The 19,693-nt window shown below is 41.0% G+C and carries 12 protein-coding genes; 8 read left to right on the top strand and 4 right to left on the bottom strand.

Annotated elements, in window-relative coordinates:
* The first annotated feature begins 91 nt into the window (after positions 1-91).
* The 8 genes from DUT71_RS19195 to DUT71_RS19160 all read left to right on the top strand — a co-directional run bounded on the left by DUT71_RS19195 (position 92) and on the right by DUT71_RS19160 (position 14,116).
* Positions 92-3,298 carry a SusC/RagA family TonB-linked outer membrane protein gene (locus tag DUT71_RS19195; protein WP_113664166.1) on the top strand — a complete coding sequence of 1,069 codons (3,207 nt, stop codon included), beginning with the start codon at positions 92-94 and terminating at the stop codon, positions 3,296-3,298.
* 12 nt (positions 3,299-3,310) lie between these two features.
* On the top strand, positions 3,311-4,921 hold the full coding sequence (locus tag DUT71_RS19190; protein ID WP_113664165.1) for a RagB/SusD family nutrient uptake outer membrane protein: 1,611 nt from the start codon (positions 3,311-3,313) through the stop codon (positions 4,919-4,921).
* A gap of 223 nt (positions 4,922-5,144) precedes the next feature.
* A complete protein-coding gene (locus DUT71_RS19185; protein ID WP_113664164.1) occupies positions 5,145-6,734 on the top strand; it encodes a hypothetical protein in 1,590 nt (529 codons plus the stop codon).
* 244 nt (positions 6,735-6,978) lie between these two features.
* Positions 6,979-9,303, top strand: a complete 2,325-nt coding sequence (locus tag DUT71_RS19180) for a polysaccharide lyase 6 family protein (RefSeq protein ID WP_113664163.1) — start codon at positions 6,979-6,981, stop codon at positions 9,301-9,303.
* A 25-nt stretch (positions 9,304-9,328) separates the two neighbouring features.
* On the top strand, positions 9,329-10,537 hold the full coding sequence (locus DUT71_RS19175; protein ID WP_113664162.1) for a right-handed parallel beta-helix repeat-containing protein: 1,209 nt from the start codon (positions 9,329-9,331) through the stop codon (positions 10,535-10,537).
* 11 nt (positions 10,538-10,548) lie between these two features.
* The gene (locus DUT71_RS19170) at positions 10,549-11,916 is read left to right on the top strand and encodes a polysaccharide lyase 6 family protein (RefSeq protein WP_113664161.1); all 1,368 of its coding nucleotides are present in this window, start codon (positions 10,549-10,551) and stop codon (positions 11,914-11,916) included.
* A gap of 314 nt (positions 11,917-12,230) precedes the next feature.
* Positions 12,231-12,596: a BlaI/MecI/CopY family transcriptional regulator gene (locus DUT71_RS19165; RefSeq protein ID WP_113664160.1), complete on the top strand. Its 366-nt coding sequence runs from the start codon at positions 12,231-12,233 to the stop codon at positions 12,594-12,596.
* Between the two features lie 101 nt (positions 12,597-12,697).
* Positions 12,698-14,116 carry a M56 family metallopeptidase gene (locus DUT71_RS19160; RefSeq protein WP_162796129.1) on the top strand — a complete coding sequence of 473 codons (1,419 nt, stop codon included), beginning with the start codon at positions 12,698-12,700 and terminating at the stop codon, positions 14,114-14,116.
* 243 nt (positions 14,117-14,359) lie between these two features.
* Here DUT71_RS19160 and DUT71_RS19155 read toward each other — a convergent pair whose 3' ends face one another.
* The 4 genes from DUT71_RS19155 to DUT71_RS20305 form a co-directional block, all read right to left on the bottom strand.
* Complete coding sequence (locus tag DUT71_RS19155; RefSeq protein ID WP_162796128.1) at positions 14,360-17,008, bottom strand: TonB-dependent receptor; 2,649 nt, start codon at positions 17,006-17,008, stop codon at positions 14,360-14,362.
* Positions 17,009-17,073: 65 nt separating this feature from the next.
* A complete protein-coding gene (locus DUT71_RS19150) occupies positions 17,074-18,027 on the bottom strand; it encodes a GLPGLI family protein (protein ID WP_113664157.1) in 954 nt (317 codons plus the stop codon).
* Positions 18,028-18,279: 252 nt separating this feature from the next.
* Positions 18,280-19,197 (bottom strand): GLPGLI family protein, encoded by a 918-nt coding sequence (locus DUT71_RS19145; RefSeq protein ID WP_162796127.1) that lies wholly within the window; start codon positions 19,195-19,197, stop codon positions 18,280-18,282.
* Positions 19,198-19,348: 151 nt separating this feature from the next.
* The gene (locus tag DUT71_RS20305) at positions 19,349-19,492 is read right to left on the bottom strand and encodes a hypothetical protein (RefSeq protein WP_162796126.1); all 144 of its coding nucleotides are present in this window, start codon (positions 19,490-19,492) and stop codon (positions 19,349-19,351) included.
* Positions 19,493-19,693 lie beyond the last annotated feature (201 nt).

Raw genomic sequence — 19,693 nt, 5'->3', positions numbered from 1 at the left:
ATATTTGGTAAACCAATTTTTGGTAAACCAATTTAGAGCATCGATTTTATAAAAATGATGCGAACTAACCATATATAAAACCTGATTTGCTATGACATTAAAAAATCGCGTTGGCGGCGTCATTTTTTTACTGTTGTGCTTACTGTCCTTTGGGCTAAGTGCACAAACCGTAAAAATCAAAGGCGTTGTCAAATCTGAAGACGGACAAGGTATTCCTGGCGTATCGGTGACTATTAAGGACACCAATAAGGGCGTTGCCACCAATGAAAAAGGAGAATATGAAATTTCCGTTCAGAAAGGCAAAATCCTTGAATTCAAATCGCTCGGCTATAAAACTCATTTACAAGGCGTAGCAAATAGCACTACCATCAATGTCACTTTAATAGAAGATGTCAATTCGATGAGTGAAGTATTGGTAGTAGGTTATGGTACCCAAAAAAAATCGACCGTTAGCTCAGCGGTAAGCAAGCTTGAGAACAAAAACCTCGACGAAATTCCCACATCAAGGTTAGACAATGCCCTAATCGGTAAGATTGCTGGCCTAACCGTTCAAAATAACAGTTCAGAAGTAGGTTCTGATCCAACTTTGAGGATTAGGGGCGCCAGTTCTATCAATGCCAATGCAGATCCTTTAGTGGTAGTAGATGGACATCCCATTGCAGATGGTCTAGCTTTCATCAATCCTTATGATGTAGAATCAATTGAGGTGTTGAAAGATGCGGCTTCATCGGCCATTTATGGTTCTAGAGGTGCAAATGGAGTTATTTTGGTAACCACCAAAAAAGGGGTGGCCGATAGGCCTAAATTCTCGGTTAAATCATACTATGGTTTAAAGGAAGCTTATAAAGTGTACCCAATTTTATCTACTACGGAATACACCAAATTGTTGTTTGCCGAAGCCGCTTTGAGGCAAAATGACCCTAGCGTTCCGGCCAATGCCAAAAATATCATCAATAATAACGAACGTGCCGCTTATATTATCGAGAACCAAATTAGTGGTTCACCTACTGATTGGCAACAGGAATCGCTTAGAAATGCGGGAATATATAACCTACAGCTCAATGTAGCTGGCGGTAAAAAAGACCTGAAATATTACGTGTCTGGTAACTTGCAGCAGGACCAGGGCATTATGAAAGATAGCGAGAATAACCGTGGAAACATCCGCGTGAAATTAGATGCAAATCTTTCTCCAAAATTAATGTTGAACGTAAACATTAACCCAACTTATACCAAAATTCAGCGCCCGGCAGAAAACTTTACCAACTATTACCGTTTCCCATCGTTTTTGCCTGTTTATCACTCGGCATTTACCGCGGCATTTGTGAACCAAAATGCCCAATGGGCAAACTTAAGAGCTGGTGACTGGGCGCAAGCTCGTCACTTTACCAATCTTACTTACGCAGGCACCATGCCCGATGGCTCTTTTTGGCAAAGCACAGGAACTGTTTCCCCTTTTTCATCAACCAATAACACCCCATTGTCGCATGCCGAAAGAGAAGATCGTTTTTCAGAAAGCTATCGTTTTCAGGGCGGAACAGATTTAACGTATAATCCAAGCAAAAGCCTTTCGTTTAAAACCTCTTTGGGCGCCTATTATTTATCTAGGGAAGATAAAACCCTAATCAGGAGTGAGGCTCGTAAAGACGGCGACGTAAATGTGGCCACCATTACTAATGGAACGACCATCGATATTTTGTGGGAAAATACCATGAACTATACCAAAAGCTTTGGTAACCATAATTTTAAAGGGTTGCTAGGTTTTACGGTACAAAGCAATACCGTGAAAGGCACCGAGCAAACGGGCTATAATTTCCCGTCTGATGATTTTACGACACTTAACCAGGCCGCTTATTTCGATCAGGCGCCTGCTATTCCTGTGAACGTAAAAACAGGCTTGATTTCTTACTTGGGCCGTGTAAATTATGATTACCAGGGAAAATACATTGCTACAGCAAGTTTGCGTACCGATGAGAGTTCTATTTTTGGTCCAGGTAACAGAAGAGGTTGGTTCCCGGCATTTTCAGCAGGTTGGAACATTGCTAGCGAATCTTTCATGAAAGGAAGCAAAAAATGGCTGGAAAATTTAAAACTGAGAGCCAGTTACGGTGAAACGGGCAATAATCGCATTACTCCATTCTCTTATTTGGACTTGTTGTTCAGGTCTAACTATGTATTTGGAGAAGGTACTGGTCAATTGGCAGCAGGTCAATCACCCAACAATGTGGTTACTTACGGAAGAGATATTACCTGGGAAACTACCAGATCAACCAATATTGGTTTAGATGTTGGTTTGTTCAAAAATAAAGTACAGCTAAGCTTGGAATTCTATCGTTCCATCACCAATAACTTATTGTTACAACAATCGCAACAGGCCATTACAGGTTCGGCTTCATTCTGGACCAATAACGGAAAAATCAGGAACCAGGGTTTTGAAGTGGAGCTAACCTCTAACAACATCGGCACCAAAAACTTCAACTGGATCACGTCCGTTAACATTTCGGCCAACAGGAATAAGCTAGTAAAACTAGGCGGCGATGAACCCTATTTGTTCAACTACGGCGAACGTAGCGAGATTTATGCTTCTATTGTAGGTCAACCTTACGTCCAATTCTACGGTTACAAAACGGACGGCGTATGGAAGTCGCAGGATGAAGCCAATGCTGCCGTAGCTGCAGGACAAACTTCGGTTTTACAGGGCTATTTTGCAGCTGGTGGGGTGAAGTTAAAAGACATTAACGGCGACAATAAAATTGATTTGAACGATAGGGTGGTTATGGGCTCTCCCTTCCCTGATTTTACTTGGGGTTTAACCAATACTTTCAGGTATAAAAATTTCGATTTAAATATTCTGATGCAGGGCTCACAAGGTGGCCAGTTGATTAATGGTGACTTGTACTATAACGAATCGAAAAGACAAAACGAAAACTACATCAAAAACAGGTGGGTAAGCCCCGCCAATCCTGGCGATGGGAAAACACCTTATTTTACCAATGGTATTGCCGCAGATTTGCTATTGACTGATTATGGTGTGGAAAGTGCCTCGTATGCTTATTTAAGGAATATCATTGTGGGATATACCTTGCCGTCAACTATAGCCAAAAAGTTAAAGGTAGGCAGCTTAAGGCTCTATGGTTCGGTAGATAACGTGTTTTTCATTACCGGAAGTTCATATCGAGGCATCAATCCCGAAGCCAGGGTAACCTCGGCTTCCTATGCTTCGCCAGTAATTGTGGGCTATCAAAGAGGAGGTTTCCCTGTAAACCGTACCTATACATTTGGTCTTGATTTTAACTTCTAATACCTGCACATCATGAAACAAATCATAAAAATATCAGCTCGCTTCATCATTGTGGTATCATTGGTATCAGCCGTTACCTCATGTAAAAAGGTGGTCGATGTAGACCCCATTTCGAACGAAGCCGTTAAAAACTATTATAAAAACTATAAAGAAGTTAGTGTTGCCCTATCGGGATGTTACAACGGCATGCAGGAACCACTAATTAACGAGTGGCAGTTTACAGAGTTGAGGAGCGATAATGCCCGTCAACGTTCGGTAAATAGTACCACCAACGTCAATATGGAGCTTAATGTATTGAATTTGTACACCGCAGGGCCATCGCATCAGCAGGTTTATAACTACTGGCTGGCCATGTACAAAAACATCCGTAACGTGAATTATGTATTAAGAAGTTTGGGCGTAACCTATCAAAATGGCGAATTGGTATTTGGTAAGCCTACTGCAGACGTAACCGATGCCCAGCGTGACGAACTGGCAGGGCAAGCCTTGTTTATTAGGGCTTATCACTATTTTAACTTAGTGCGTTTATATGGCGGAGTGTTTATCGTAACTGAACCTTTGGAAGCTGCGCAAGCAAGAAAGGTTAATCGATCATCAGTAAATGACTGCTATCATTTAATCGTTAAAGATTTAGAAGCCGCAGTAGCCAAGTCTAGTGCAAAGCCTTACGGACAAATCACTTCTACAGACTTAGGAAGGGCAAATTCATGGTCGGCAAAGGCACTTTTGGCTAAGGTATATTTAACCTTGCCGGCACCACGCGCAGCAGATGCCTTAACCTTACTGAACGATGTGATTGCCAATAGCGGATATGGCTTAGAAAGTAGCTTTGCCCGTGTTTTTGCCATCAACAACGAAATGAACAAGGAAATTTTATTTGCAGTGAGATACAAGGCAGGCCTGGTTGGCTTGGGTAATCCAATGGCCAATATGTTTGCTCCGGCAAGTAGCGGCGATGCCGTTATTAACGGTGATGGAGGTGGTTTTAACTACCCAACAACCAGTATCAATACCGCATTTACAACCAGTGCAACCAGTTTTTCAGATGCCCGTAAAGATGTAACCATTTCAAGCTATGCAAACAGTAGCACGCCGCTTTACGTGAACAAATTCTTTTCGAAAGTATTGGTTGCCGGTGATGCCGAGAATGATTTTACCGTATTGCGTTTTTCTGATGTACTGCTAATGAAAGCTGAAGCCCAAGGTTACGATGGAGCTGCGGGAAGCTCGGTTGAATTAATCAACCAGGTGAGGGAAAGGGCAGGAGCTGGTAACTATACTACGGGAAATTTTACTTCCGCCTTTTACAAATACCCAACTTCAGGAGCAAGTTCAATTGCTAGTGCAGCTGATTTCCAAGCGGCCTTATTAAAGGAAAGACGCCTGGAATTTGCATTTGAAAACCAGCGTTTATTTGATTTAATGCGCTTTGGACAAGCAGTTACCAATATGCAGAACCACTATGCTGCCGAGTACAGTGCGTATTACAGCAGATTTAGCCCTACCATTCCTTTGGCCACTTTGCAAGCGAATATTAATAATGATAAACTGTTATTGCCTATTCCTCAAAGAGAAATAGATACCAATACTGATCTTAAAATTCCACAAAACCCAGGGTACTAATAAATAAAGGCTTAAAAAATAAATATTAAGGAACTAAGAAAATTAAGGCCTCATGATACAAAACGTAATGTTCCTTAATTTCTTAATGGTTAAAAAAACTAAAATGCGCTAAGGTGTTTTAGGTGGTTAAATAAAAAAGAGTAAAGAACAAAGAGTAAGGAACAAAGATTAAAGCTGCCAAAAATGAACTTAGGTGGTGAAAAAATATTAAAAAATTAAACAAATGAAGAAAATCCTAAACCCATTATTGTACTGTTGCTTGGCACTGGCAATAATAGCTGGCTGTAAAAAAGACGATTTTTCTGACGTTGGTGATGGTACGGTAACTGCCCAAGATTATATCTTTAACAGAGCGACCAAAACATTTGATTTAGGTAACGAGCTAAAAAGCAGTATTTCCGCCGCCGAGGGTGTAAAATTTGTGTATTGCTACTTGGTACGTACCACTGGTACCGATTCATTGATTCACGTAACGGATAATAAAGGAGCCATTACCCCAACTTATGAACTTTCTATCCCAATCACTGCTTTCCCGGTAAACAACATGAGTAAAGTAAAAGGGGTGAAAATCATGGTGAAACAAGGTAATAATAGCTCTTTGGAAGGATTTGTGAACATCAAGTACTTTGATCCGGCCTTGCCACAATTCAGCGCTTTCCCGCCTACCATTACAGCAGATCTTAGTGGGGGCGCAACTGCAATTGCGGGTAATATCCAATCGGAATATGGAATTAAGCAGGTAGATATTTATGATGATTACCAATTGGAAAATACCTACGTTTTGGTAAGCAGTATTACCAATACCAGTAACGCCAAGCAATACGCCTTAAACTATGCCTACAACTATCGTAAAGCCGCACAGCACATTAAAATTGTAGCTACAGATATTTACAATCAAACCAATGAGCTGGTAATCAATATGCCGGTAGACGTATCTATCTTTAAACCTAAATTTGTAAATTTTGCGGCAAGTATTACTCCGGTAGTAGGAGGTAACACTCCGCTAAGTGGACAAATCACTTCTATCACGGGACTGAAAAAAGTAGCGCTATACGATGACAGAAATGGAAGCTATGCCTTGTTATCCACCAAAACTTTGGCAGGAGAAACCACCTATAACTATACAGAAAACTACCCATTCAAAAAACGTGCAGAACACATCAAACTGGTTGCCATAGATAATGACGACCTGCAAACCGAGTTGATTATCCCGTTGAACTTTACCTATCAAAGTGTGCTTTACAGAGATGTAGAAATGAACGCACAGTCATTAGGTACCAAAACAGGATTTCTGAAAAATGGCAGTACCATTGGTAACTGCGAACTGAATGCCAACGAAGCTAACATGTATTTGATATTTGGGGCACAAAGTTCAGGCCCGGTACTGTTTAACCCCGCAACGGCGGCAACAGGCTCAATTGCTGCCAACCTAAAATGTAATAACGTAGGTTGGAGCCCTACCAATACTTCGGTTCTGCACGACACCAAATTTAGAGTGCTTATTGATGGGGCAAGCACCGGTCAGTCGGCCATCTACGATTTGTTGGAAAATGACGAGTTGGATGATCTGAGCAATACTTTCTTTAGCGCAAATGGCATTTCAAATCCTTCTTCAAATAACCCACGATTTGATGCCGCTGCTGCTCCAACAACATCTATTTTTAATGCTACAACGGCAAGGGTAATTTTCATTAAAATAACGGATCCTTCTACCTCAGTAGTAAAAAATGGCATTATCTATGTAAAAGAAGCTGCTTTTGCTAATCCAATAGGTAATTCAACCATAAAATTCGATATCTATATTCAGAAATAAAGGCTTTTTGGTTTATATGTAAAAATGATTTGTCGTTTCAGTCGGAACCTCCGATTGGGACGGCAACATTTTAATCAAAAGTAACAGGTGAATAAATGGTCAAGTATCAACCACAAAAATCCACCTTTAAACCAGCAAGATCAGCGGGGAAAAGAGCAAGCCAACCAACTGAAAATCTGCCAAAATCTGCGATTGAATCAGCGAAATCCACGGGAAGTATAACCAACCAACTAAACCTCCATTCATGACAAAGTTCCTTATTTCTTTTTTAGCCCTTTTTTTTATTGCCTCGTTCACAAAAGCGGCAGATATTTTAGTAAGCACCCCACAAGAATTAAAAGCTGCGGCAGCCAAAGCCAAACCTGGTGATGTCATCCTGCTTAAAAATAAAGTTTGGAACGATGTACAATTGGTAGTTTCGGGAAAGGGCACCAAAGAAAAGCCAATTTGGGTAAAGCCAGAAAACGGTGATAAAGTACAGATTTCAGGAAAATCCAACCTCAAAATTGCTGGCGAATTTATCATCATCAAGGGTTTGCATTTTAAAGGCGGTTACAGCCCTAAAGACCACGTGGTTAATTTTAGGGTAGATAATGATCACATGGCCAATAACTGTCGTATCACTCAATTTGCGATTGAAGACTTTAGCCAGCCAGAGCGTTTTAAAGGCGATTCGTGGGTAACCTTATGGGGTAAGAATAACCGTGTTGATCATTGTACTTTTACCAATAAACTTAACGCCGGACCAGTAATTATTGCCGAGCTTAACGATGAACGTAGCCAACAAAATTATCACAGTATCGATTCTAATTATTTCAATGGTCGTCAGCGTTTTGGTTCTAACGGAGGCGAAACAATTCGTATCGGGGTTTCCAGGTATTCACTTACCGCATCCAGAACCCAAATTGTACATAACCTATTCGAAAGGTGTAACGGGGAAGTAGAGATTGTTTCCATCAAATCCGGAGAAAACAACATCAGCTTCAATACTTTTGTGGAATGCGAAGGAAGTTTGGTTTTAAGGCACGGTTCTAAAAATATAGTACAAGGCAATCTTTTCTTAGGAAATAACAAACCTTTCACTGGTGGGGTAAGGGTCATTAATCCAGGTCACCAGGTTTTTGACAACGTATTTAAAGATTTAAAAGGCACGGCATTTCGTTCGCCGCTGGCAGTTATGAACGGCGTTCCAAATTCGCTCATCAATCGTTATTATCAGGTAGTTGATGCAAAAATTGAACGGAATACCTTCATCAATTGTGAGCCATCGTTGTTTGGCACCGGCAAAGACTCAGAGCGTACTTTATCGCCTCAAAAAGTGGTTTTCTCTAAAAACCTATTGGTTCAGCCAGTAAAAGCATTTTATATAGACGAAAACAAAGATGGTGGCGTGGCCATTAAAGACAATGCTTTGCAAAGTGATATGCCGGTACAGGAAGGTTTTATAAATAAAAAAACGAGCAATGTAGCCATTAATGGTATTTCATTCCCTTACCTGGCCGATTATGGTGCGCCGTTAAAGAAAATGAAGTTTGTACAAAGGAAAGATGTAGGCGCATTTTGGTATCAACAAGCACTCAAAACAATTAATGCCCAGCCTAAAATGGTAAAAATTGGCGCTAAAGAAAGCAAAAGCATCCAACAGGCCATTGCCAAGTTAAACGATGGGGATATCATAATATTAACCGATACAGGCTTTTATCGTGTTGACGATGAAATTATAGTTGGTAAATCGATTACCATTAGAGCAGCAAACGAATTAAAAAGCAAGCCAATTTTGGTGAACGGTAGCAGTAAAACTTTGCCGGCCTTCATCACCATTGATCAGGGAGCAACGGTGAAAGTAAGCGGTATTGCCTTTAAAGGAGCCTATGGTAGTGGGGGCGATGTTCGCTGTGGTATCCGCTCCACCGAGTTGCCCATGAACAAACCATACCAAGCTTTTATCGATAGGTGCGAGTTTTACGATTATAACGAAGGCTCTTTTGCGGGTTTTAAAGGCAGTAAATCAACCTTGGCAGATAGCTTAGTGATTACCAATTCATTGTTCAGGAACATTTCGGGAACAGGAATCAACTTGGCAGAGGAAAGAGACGATAAAGGGATTTACGGAGCGGAATATGTGGTAGTGAAAAACTGCGTGTTCACCAATATTTTAGGAAGCGCCATCAATGTGTATCGTGGTGGAAACGACGAGAGTACCCTAGGGCCCTTTGTGACTATTGAGAATTGTACCATTAACGAAGTGGATAACAGAGAACAAGGATCTGCACTCCGTTTGCTAGGCGTTCAATACGCGAGATTGTTGAACTGTAATTTCGTAAACAGTGGTCAAGGAGGTAGGTCAGTGGAGTTTAGAGAGTTCCGTTGGGACGATATTTTGGTAGATAACTGCAATTTCTATCAATCTGGGAAAGTGGATACATATTACAACAAGGCACTCGGAAAGCATATTTTCGAGATCGAGCCAGAGTTTACCAATATCAAAGAATTCAATTTTAATTTAAAGGATGGTTCAGTGCTTTCGTCAAAAACAAAAGCCACTGGAGGTGTGGGTGCAAGTTTATAGGTGAAACCTTAAATAATACCATACAATGAAAAGATATGCTTTAATGTCGCTACTCATCGCAATAGTATTTTCGTGCAAAAAAGAAACTGCGGTAGCAGAAAAAGAACAGAAAATTGTAGCTGAGCCGCAAAAGGAGGCCCAGGCAGAATCAACCGCTACGGTAGTAAACGTAACGCCATCTACCGAGTTCAATGCCGCATTTTGGTCAGGCATACAAACCATGCTGCAAACCAACCACGTGGATGTAGTTTTTGCTGATGGCACCTATAACATCACGTCTACCATTACTTTGTCTAACATTGGCAACGCTACCAAAAGACTTCAGCTAAAAGCAAATACCGTAGGTGCAGCAGTGCTTACGGGTTCAATCGCCAAATTGATGTCGCTAAACAATTGCCAAAACATCTTAATTCACCGCTTAAAGTTTACGGGTGCCGTATCAGAATACGCTTTGGTAATTCAGCGCAGCCCAAATATTACCGTGGCCTATTGTCGTTTCGAGAACATGCCTAATCTGTACTACGGAGCCGTTGGGGCACATTATGCAACTTCCAATAATGTCATTGTCAGGCAAAGCCAATTCTCCAACATTGGAGTAGGTTCAACGGCGCATATGATTTATGGCGCCTTCGGCGTTAAACGATTGAAAATTTTGGAGAACACTTTTACAGACTGTTCGGGTTCGTTCATTAGATTTAGAGGTGATAATTCTACTCACGGCGTGGTTTACGGCAATACTTTTAATTCAACAGGTACCTATATGGTAAATGGAACAGGGGTAAACCCCATTTTTGTTGAAGTACCTGTTTTTAATGATATAAACCCGGGAGATGAAACCTTTGGTACCAGTTTTATGGTGACGAAAAATAATTTTAATTATGCTACGGTAGGGAACCAAACCACACGATTTGCTTTGGCGTTTCACCACAGTGGTTTTAATCCAACGGGTCGCACACACTTAATCAGCACAGCTGATGCTGCAACTTTGGGAAGTGGTACCGTTACCGAAAAAAGAGCCATTATGCTTGGCCAATTGGGCCTAGATGGCACGAAGATCTTATACGGTGGAAATAATAATGTTAACCTATCTACACATGTGGTTTACCGATGCTGGGAAGCTTATGGCGCAACGGCACCCTGGACAGGTGTGGTAAGCATTAGCTCGGCAGTGAGTTCAACAGGATTGGCCACTACTTATGAGGAAGCGCTTGCTTTTTATGATAATCTATATTAATAATATTTAAGATGAAATTGAATTTTTATGTTGGTTTGGTGCTGTTATGCGGGCTGCATTATAGCAGTTGTGCAAAAGCGGTTGAAACGGGCTCAAGTGCTGAAAAAATAGAAAACCAAGCAACCCTAAGCGAAAAAACATACACCATCAGCAGTGCGGCGGAGCTCAGTCAATTAAATTTAATGCCTGGTGATAAGGTCATCATGAAATCGGGCGAATGGAAAAGCCAGTTCATCCATTTTAAAGGAAAGGGCACTGCTGAAAAACCAATTACATTAACTGCCGAAACCAAAGGAAGTGTGCTGCTCACGGGAAATTCCAACCTCAAAATTGATGGTGAGTGGCTAGTGGTAGATGGCCTATCTTTCAAAAACGGGTTTTCCCTAAAAGATGATGTGGTGGTTTTCACCAAAACCACCACGAATAGCCGTTTAACCAATACCAGTATCGAAAATTATAATCCCGTTGATAAAACTTTAGACTATAAATGGGTGTCGCTTTATGGGCATCATAACCGAGTGGATCATTGCAGTATCACAGGAAAAAACCATCAGGGAACTACTTTGGTGGTTTGGTTGGATGATAAACCAAACTATCACCAAATAGATCATAATTACTTTGGCCCAAGGCCAGAGTTGGGCGCAAATGGAGGCGAAACCATCCGTATAGGAACAAGTGCTTTTTCAATGAATGATTCTTATGCAACGGTGCAGAACAATATTTTTGATAAATGCGATGGCGAGGTAGAGATCATTTCGATCAAATCTGGTTTTAATAAAATTTTGAATAACCTTTTCTACGAATGTGCGGGGACGGTTACTTTTAGGCACGGCAACAATTCCGAAGTTAGCAACAATTATTTTATCGCAAATAATGTAACCAATAGCGGTGGGGTACGTATTATAGGCGAAAATCAAAAAGTATATGGCAATTATTTGTACAAAGTGGCCGGACGAACGTTGCGGTCGGCAATTTCTGTGATGAATGCCTATGAAAAGCCCGCACTAAATGATTATTGGCAGGTGAAAAATGCAGATATTCAAAACAACATTATTGTAGGTGCCAGAGAAGCTTTTGTGCTAGGTTCGGGTAAGGATAACGACAGAACATTGGCACCTGATGGGGTTAATATCAGCAATAATTACATCATTAACCCAACAACGTTATTGGTTACCCAAGATGAACCTAAAAACCTGAAAATGCAGAACAATCAGGTGGAAGGAGCTAGTATTGTTACAGGTTTTGTGAAAATGGGTAACGACTTACAAATGTCGGATGGGATTTGGCAGAAAAAAACGGAGATCAAAAAACCTTTCTGGTTAGCAACGGCCATTGGTCCTGAATGGAAGAAAGACCATAGAAGTTTCATTTTCAAGTAACCGATATTTGGGTAACTTTCGTCATTTTAAGCGTCTATTCCGTCATTTCGACGATAGGAGAAATCTTTAAGCTCAGAGGATAGTTGCACAAAAACTGCCCCATAGCCCCGACAGTAGTGAGCACGAGTTGGCAAGCTTAGCTTGCCAAACGAGTAAAACGAATGGCGGGACTTTCCGTTGGCCCCCTGCACTAAAAATGCGCTCCTAAAAATCAATACACTTTTAACCTATAAAGCTTAACACGAATTAACACCTAAACCCTTGCATGTTTGTTTATTAGTTTCGTATATTTACGATTATTTCGTAATTAACTGATGGAGAAATTAACACAGCAAGAGGAAGAAGCAATGCTAGCCGTTTGGCAGGTAGGTGCTGGTTTTATTAAAGATTTTATGGATGCCATGCCCGAACCAAAGACACCATATACCACTTTGGCATCAACGATCAAAAATTTAGAGCGTAAGGGCTTTTTAAAGGGCGAACGCTATGCAAACGCCATTCGCTATAGCGCAAAAGTAAAGGAAACGGATTATAAAAAACGCTTTATGAATGGTTTTGTGAACGACTATTTTCAAAATTCATATAAAGAACTGGTTGCCTTTTTTGCAAAGGATAAAAAGATTAGCGCAGCCGAACTTAAAGAGATAATTGACCTGATTGAGAAACCAGAAAATCAATAGAGATGCCACATCTTTTTATCATCCTTTTAAAGATAAATTTGGTGCTGCTTTTGTTTGCGGCAACCTATTATCTTGTCCTACGCAGGTTAACTTTCTATATATTGAACCGCTGTTTCCTGGCTTTGGGGATTGTTTTTTCAACCGCTTATCCATTTATAGATTTAACGGAGTTTTTTCATAGGCAAGAAATCCAGAACAATGTAGCGACTTACCTGCCCCAGCTTAACCAAACAGCTTCGGAATTGGTGCCTAGTGGTTTTTTCATCAACAACTGGCCCATACTAAGCGCTTTATTTTATTTGGGCGTGCTGTTCATGACCGTTAGGTTGGCCGTACAATTTGTATCCCTTTATAAAATCCACCGCAAATCTAAACCTGGTACTATTGCTGATTACGATGTGCGTTTGTTGGATGATAGCGTTAGCCCTTTCTCTTTTTGGCAAACGGTATACGTAAATCCAACTTTGCATAGCGATAAGGAATTAGATACGATTTTGGCCCATGAAATGGTGCACGTAAAGCAGTGGCACTCCCTGGATATCATTTTGGCCGAATTAAGTGTGGTGTTTTATTGGTTTAATCCGGGGGTTTGGTTGATGAAAAAAGCGGTTAAGGAAAATCTGGAGTTTATTACCGACCAAAATATCCTTAAAAGGGGAATGGACAGAAAAGTTTACCAATATAGTTTGCTGGGCGTGGGGCAGTTAACCCCTTCGGCAGCTATTGTGAACAATTTTAACCTTTCCGATTTAAAGAAACGTATCCAAATGATGAACGCCAAGCGCTCCTCGAAACTAACCCTGAGCAGATATCTTTTTGCGCTACCTGTTTTGCTGATGACCACTTTGGCCTTTACCGTTTCAAAAAAAGACCTGAAAAAACACTTGCCAATACTTTCAAAAATGGTGCACGTTGCCGAACAAAAGGAAACAGTAACGCCTGCACCGGTAGTTAATAATGCAAAGGTTTACCCAAAGAAATCTGTAACTAAAAAACAGGCGCCCGAAAAGCCGATGGCAGATACGGTTTCGAAGCGAGATTTTTTTGCCGCAAATATTTTGATTAAAAGAGATAGCCTCAATAAACATAGCCTTTTGGATATTGATGAACTATTTGCTACGATAAAGGGCAGGTTGAACTTGCCAGAAAATGCAAAACCGGTGCAGGGAAAAGGCAAAATAACCAAGGAAGTATTTTTTGTGAAAACGGATAGTTCCGCAACGGATAAAGTATCAGGTATTAAAAATGTATCCATCAGGTTCACCCAAACCGGAAAAGCTCCCAGCTTACCAGCTCCTGATGATGGTAAAATAATAATGGTAAGGGCTTTTAAGTTAAACGATACTACAAGCACAAGCATTGCTGGTAAAGTGGACTACGTAATTAACGGAAAAATAGCACGCTCGGCAGATTTGAATGATCTTAAGGGCAACGATATCCAACATGTACAGGTGATTAAAGGAACCGCAGATAGCAACCCGCAAATCCGTATAGAAACAAAAAAAAGAACCGAACTTTAATCGGGTCGTTTTCCATAACGCACCTTAAGTTGCAAATGCTGGGCAAGCATGATGGTTTTGGCACCATTTCCTGGTTTTTAAATAGATGTTTTTTATTTGATTTTGTAACATAGATCTCCTCACCAAAGGAAAAGCGGAAGAGGTCATCCGCCTACTTCCGCTTGATTTAGCTCTCGAATATATTAACTAACCTGTCGAGATCTTATCGCTTCGCTATTCACATCGTTTGAATAACCTATACAATTAATAATTAAAGGTTGCTTTGAGCATTGCTACTCTTCCCGGAATTTGATAGGTGCCTACGGTTAAAGCGTTGGCAGAAACGTTAATGGCTTCAAATCTTTTCACGTTGGCCAAATTGGTGATACCAAACTCAAGATCTGTTTTGATTTTCAATAGTTTATATCTGACGTTAAAATCAGCAAACAAATATTTCAAATCTGGTTGGGTGGATTGTTGGGTAAAGATATGTTCCGCTGAAAAATTCAGGAATACCGATTTTAGCATTGTTACCGTTAGGCCCGCCTGTTGCCTGAGCTGTTGATAGTTGGTTGAAATGCCGTTGCTAGAGGTTTTATTTTTGTTGTTTGAAAATGTACCGTTGTAGTTGAAATTCATGAACTTGGCAAGTTTGGCCTCAATGCCAGCTTTATAAGTGTAGGTATCGCTTTCAAAAGGCAACAACTCGTTGTTTTGTAGTTGCTCGTACGAACTATGGCTGTAGCTGAAACCTGCATTTACCGTACTTTTAAGTGCAAATAGGTATTTGCTCAAACCGCTGTTTAAGGATAAATTTTTCAATTGGTTTTCTAAAGGAAGCACAATTCTTTGCTGGGTATTGTTAGTTAAGGTAAAAGATGAGATGGTATTTAGGCTGGTGGTGCTGTAGACAATTCCAATGTTGCCAAATATCATGTGTATGGCCTTGCGGAAGTTAAATGTACCCCCAATGGTGTGGGCAGAACTTTCGGAAACGGGGGCATTATTGGCAAACAATGACCGATAATTGCGCAGCACTGCTCCATAATAAACATCATCAATGGTGCCCAAGGTATTTCTATAAACATAGTTGGCACTGATGTAGTTTTCAGCACTGGTTTGGTATTTGAAATATACCGAAGGGTTTACAAATAAACGCTCAAGCTGCTTATCTATAGCATGGTTGGCATCATCATAACTAATCGTATTGTAGCTTAATGGTACACGAACTACCGCAGTGATTTTATCCGACTTGTATTCGTAGTTGTTTTCAAGATACACTCTTGAACGAAGCCAGTTTAAATCGTTTAAAGAGCCGCTCATGGCCAGCTCGGTACTTCCATCATTTTGTCTCTTGCTTAGGTTGGTTTCTAAATTTTGATGCTGAAGCAAGAAGCCAGCCCGGTAGGTTTGCACAAAGTTGCCTTTCGGAAAGGCCATAGATACGGCGTTGTTAGTGTACCACGTAGGTAGCGATAAATACTGGTTTAAGCTATTGTAAGGTACACCTTGGTTAAGAATGTCTTCATTAAGGCCTGGCTTGATATTTAGTGTTTCAGGTTGCGAAGTATGGCTAAGGTTGGACGACAGGTGTAGCATGTTCCCCGATTTTAGTTTTTTGCGGTAACTCAAATCATTAGATAAGTTAAACATATCCTGGCTAAGGGATTGAAAGGCGCCTACCCCGTTGATAAATACACCAGAATTTGTACGAGTAGGATTATATTCAACAGCAAGAGTGTTATTAAAAAAGTAGCCATCCGTATTTCCGTTTAAAGTAAATTGACCTCGCAATTTTTGAGGGTTTAAAAAATTGTCTTGATTTTCCTGGTAGCTAATGGTTTGACCTGCTAATCTGGTTTCCGATGATTTGTTGTAAACTTGCTTGCGCTCATCATACAAATAAGAAACATTGGCCCTCAGCTGCAAATCATTGCCAAGCTTGAAAAGATTGTTAAGATTGGCCTGCCCGGCTTTATTAAACAAGGTTCGGCTTTGTGGCAGGGTAGGTACACCAGCAGCACCGGCGGCAAGCAAGTTGGAAGGTTTGCTATTATCGCTAGCCTGGGGATTAAATGAGGTAAGGTCAATTCCGGGGTCGATGCCAATATTGTTGCCCTTTAAATTGTTCAAAAACTTCACTTTCTTGTTAAACATCATGGCGTTTGCATTGCCATCAAATCTTTCGGGAGTGCCCAGGCCAGCTTTGATATCGCCCATGACCTTTAATTTAGCCTCATCTTTGATCACAAGATTGAGCGCCACGTCTTCACTGGTGTTGTTTTTGCGTAGCATTTTTACCGGCTGGTCGTTTTCAATGACCTGTACTTTGTCTACCGCACCGTGCGGGATGCTTTTAGTTCCTATGCCATATTTGTCTTCCAACAAATTATCACCATCGATGTATAAATTAGAAATGTTTTTGCCATTATAGCTGATTTTTCCGTTTTCCGCTACTTCAATGCCTGGCATTTTTTTCAGCACATCACCAATACTGCGGTCTTGCTTGTCCGAAAAATCAGAAGTTTTATAATTTAAGGTATCGCCGTTTGAACTTAGCTTGGGCCTGTTCTTTACTTCAACTGTTTTCAGGGCAATTTCGCTTTCAGCCAAAACTACTTGATAAGGTTTGCTTAAATCCGTAACGGTAACCAGCTTCTTGGCATACCCCAAAATGTTGAACTCCAAGATAAGGTCTGTCCCTGCTGGATCAACATTGACCATAAAATCACCTTTGTCGTTGGTGCGGGAAAAAGCCATGGTATTTCCTTCTTTGTCTTTTAAGCTAACCATTACCGACGGAATGGGCTTGGCTTTTTCGTCTTTAACATTGCCCTTTATTTGTTTTTGGGCAAAAGCAGTGGAAGTGCCCACGCTGATCAAAGCAATGAGCAGAAACAGTACCTTTTTCATTCTCTGTGTGTTTAGGAAGTAGCCATCAAGGCTGATGGCCACCATAAATAGTTTGTTGGTTTAGGTTATTTCTTTTCAGGAAGCTCAATAGGGTTGTTGATGACTATTTTTTTGCCCCCGCCCGGTGCTGATATTCTGGTAGTGGTGTTGGTAACCCCAAAGCTCCCGCCTGTATTTCTGCTGGCCAATTGTGCATTAATGAAACCCTGAGGGTCTTTGTCTCTGGCTTCTTTCAATTTGTCTATCTCCTTTTGAGTGGTTTTTATCGCATCGGTAGGTAGTTTAATTTCATTTCCCAGGTAAGATGAACTGCTATCCATGCCTGCAAATTTGATAACGCCTGTACTACCATTGGCCATCACAACAGCTTGTTCCTTTTCTTTTACATCTGCGGTTTCGGTAACTTTATCGATACCGGCAAATTGGAATTTAACTTCGTTCTTTTGGTCATGCGCCTCAACAATTAAACCTGGCAAGCCATTCAATTTCCAGGGGCCACTTTGGAAAGGCAGTTCAGGGGCAAACCAGGCAATCCAATTGCGCCCTTTGAAATAAGTGGTTGCTTTTTGGCATTTCACACCCGAAAAACTAGCAGTGTCCTTACTGATTTTCCAGTTGATTTTAGGAGCAGTTTCCTCAATGAGGTAGGTGGAGATCATCCGTTCTTTGGTGAAAAACTTGTTCTCATTAACAAAGTAAAAATAATCAATAGGGGTAACGGATTTAGTAGAGGGGCTGCTAATGTTAATGGAGCCTGGAGTTCCCGCTTGGTTTTTAATCTGCTCTTCGATCATTTTCTTTAATTCCTCATCCCTGTTGATTTTGTCGTAACTGGTAAAAACAGAGGCATTTTTGCCAATTACCAATAGCATGTTTTCTGTGTAGATATTATCTCTTTGGGTAGTATCTCGTAGGTGGGAAAAAGTGTATCTCACCCTGGCCAATGCTTTATCGGCGCTTTGGGCAAAGGCGGTTGATGCGATAAACGAGGCAATAAAGGTTATTTTTAAAATTTTCATGCGTTTAATAATTAATTTTTCGTAAATCTACGAAATTATCGTAGACAAAAGAGCGATTTAACACTTTTTAACGCTTATGGCAGTTTATTGCGTTGCTGTGCATTAATATTGGAGTAAAAAAGAAGCCTCTGGAAGTGGGTTCATGGCTGGCCATATCTGCTATACCACGTCCTTTTGCAACCAAGTGCCGTGCAGGTTTGGGCTAAGGCCCAGGGGAAACGTTGCCCATAATTGCTTGAAAAAACAGTTCAATCATTGCTTTGATTTATCTATGGGGTTGTTAACCTTTGGGGCTGGCGCTGGGGTGCTTGTTCTGGGGGCTACGCTCACTGGCTTTAGCCCGCCAAGCCCCACGGCTGCCAACTGTGCTTTGGCAAAGCCCTGTGGATCATCCCTCATGAATTCTTTTAAACGCTTAACTTCGTTTGGTGTAGCCCTAATTGCTTTGGCAGGTAGCTCAATGATATTTTCAGCTAATATTTTAGTGCTGCCGTGGTACCTCACGATGTTCCCGTCCAACACCCCCTTTATGGTTGGTTTTTTATTTTTGTCCACTTTTTCCAAACCGGCAAATTCAAACATCACTTCATTTTTATCGTCACTGGCCTGAACAACCAGCCCCGGCAGGCCTACCAGTAGCCATGGCCCGGTAGAAAAAGGGATATCTTCTGAAAACCAGGCAATCCAATTACGGCCCCGGTAATATGCGGTTGCCTTTTTACATTTGATACTTTCGATATCCCGGGTTTCAGCGGTTATTTTCCAGTCAATTTTGTCCGCATCTCTTTCTACCAGATAAAAAGCTCCTAAATGCTCCTGTACAAATAATTTTTGTTCATTGGCATAATAATAAAACGCTGTTCTGTTTGCGGGCTTTTTCCGAGGTGGCATTCTGAATATTGGAGTTGCTGCTCCAGCTTGCTCCCTATTTTGCCTTTCCATGTCTGCCATTAAATCTATGTCGCCTAAAATGGTATCATAGCTTAAAAATACGGATGCGTTTTTGCCGGCAACTACCATCATGGTTTCTTTGTAAAAATCCTCCCTTTTGTTGGTGTCCGTCATGTGCGAAAAATCGTACTTCACTCTAATTAGGGCCTCTTCTGGTTTTTGGGCCGTAGCAATAGTTGTTGCTGTTGCCGCTAATAAAGTAATTAATGTCGTTTTCATTTTTATTGGTTTTGTGCTTGGTTTTTTCAATATCCTAGCCATTTTAAAGCAGGGCGTTATTACGAATAGTTCATTAATTTACGAAATGTTCGTAATAATACAAAATCTTTTTTAAAAAATATTCCTTTGTGCTGGAGTGGGGTAGCTTGGATCACAGCCAGTTGGCCAAATGCTGGGCTGCGGGATTGACCAGTACTTTTTCCTGAAAACCACTTGTGGTACGGCTATCTCCCGAAAGCGCTTCTTTCCGCTGTAGTCCAAAGCTCGTAAACTCGCCTTGGAGCTGCCGCTTCAATAAGGTTTAGCCCACCAACACCTGTAATACTTACGGAAAAGCCATGTGCCCGCCGTACCAAAAAGCAGCGCAAAAGCTGCAAATTTTATTAAATAAACCCGAAACGGGCACGAGCCCGAAGTTAAATCGGCGATCAGTAGAAGGGTTAGTGGTATAGTCATTTCGTCATCTCGACCTTTTGGAGAGATCTTTGGATATGTT

The sequence above is a fragment of the Pedobacter nanyangensis genome, assembly GCF_003313505.1.
GTDB classification, from domain to species: Bacteria; Bacteroidota; Bacteroidia; order Sphingobacteriales; family Sphingobacteriaceae; genus Pedobacter; species Pedobacter nanyangensis.
Note: the sequence above shows the minus strand (reverse complement) of the source record. Positions and strands in the feature narration are given on the sequence as shown.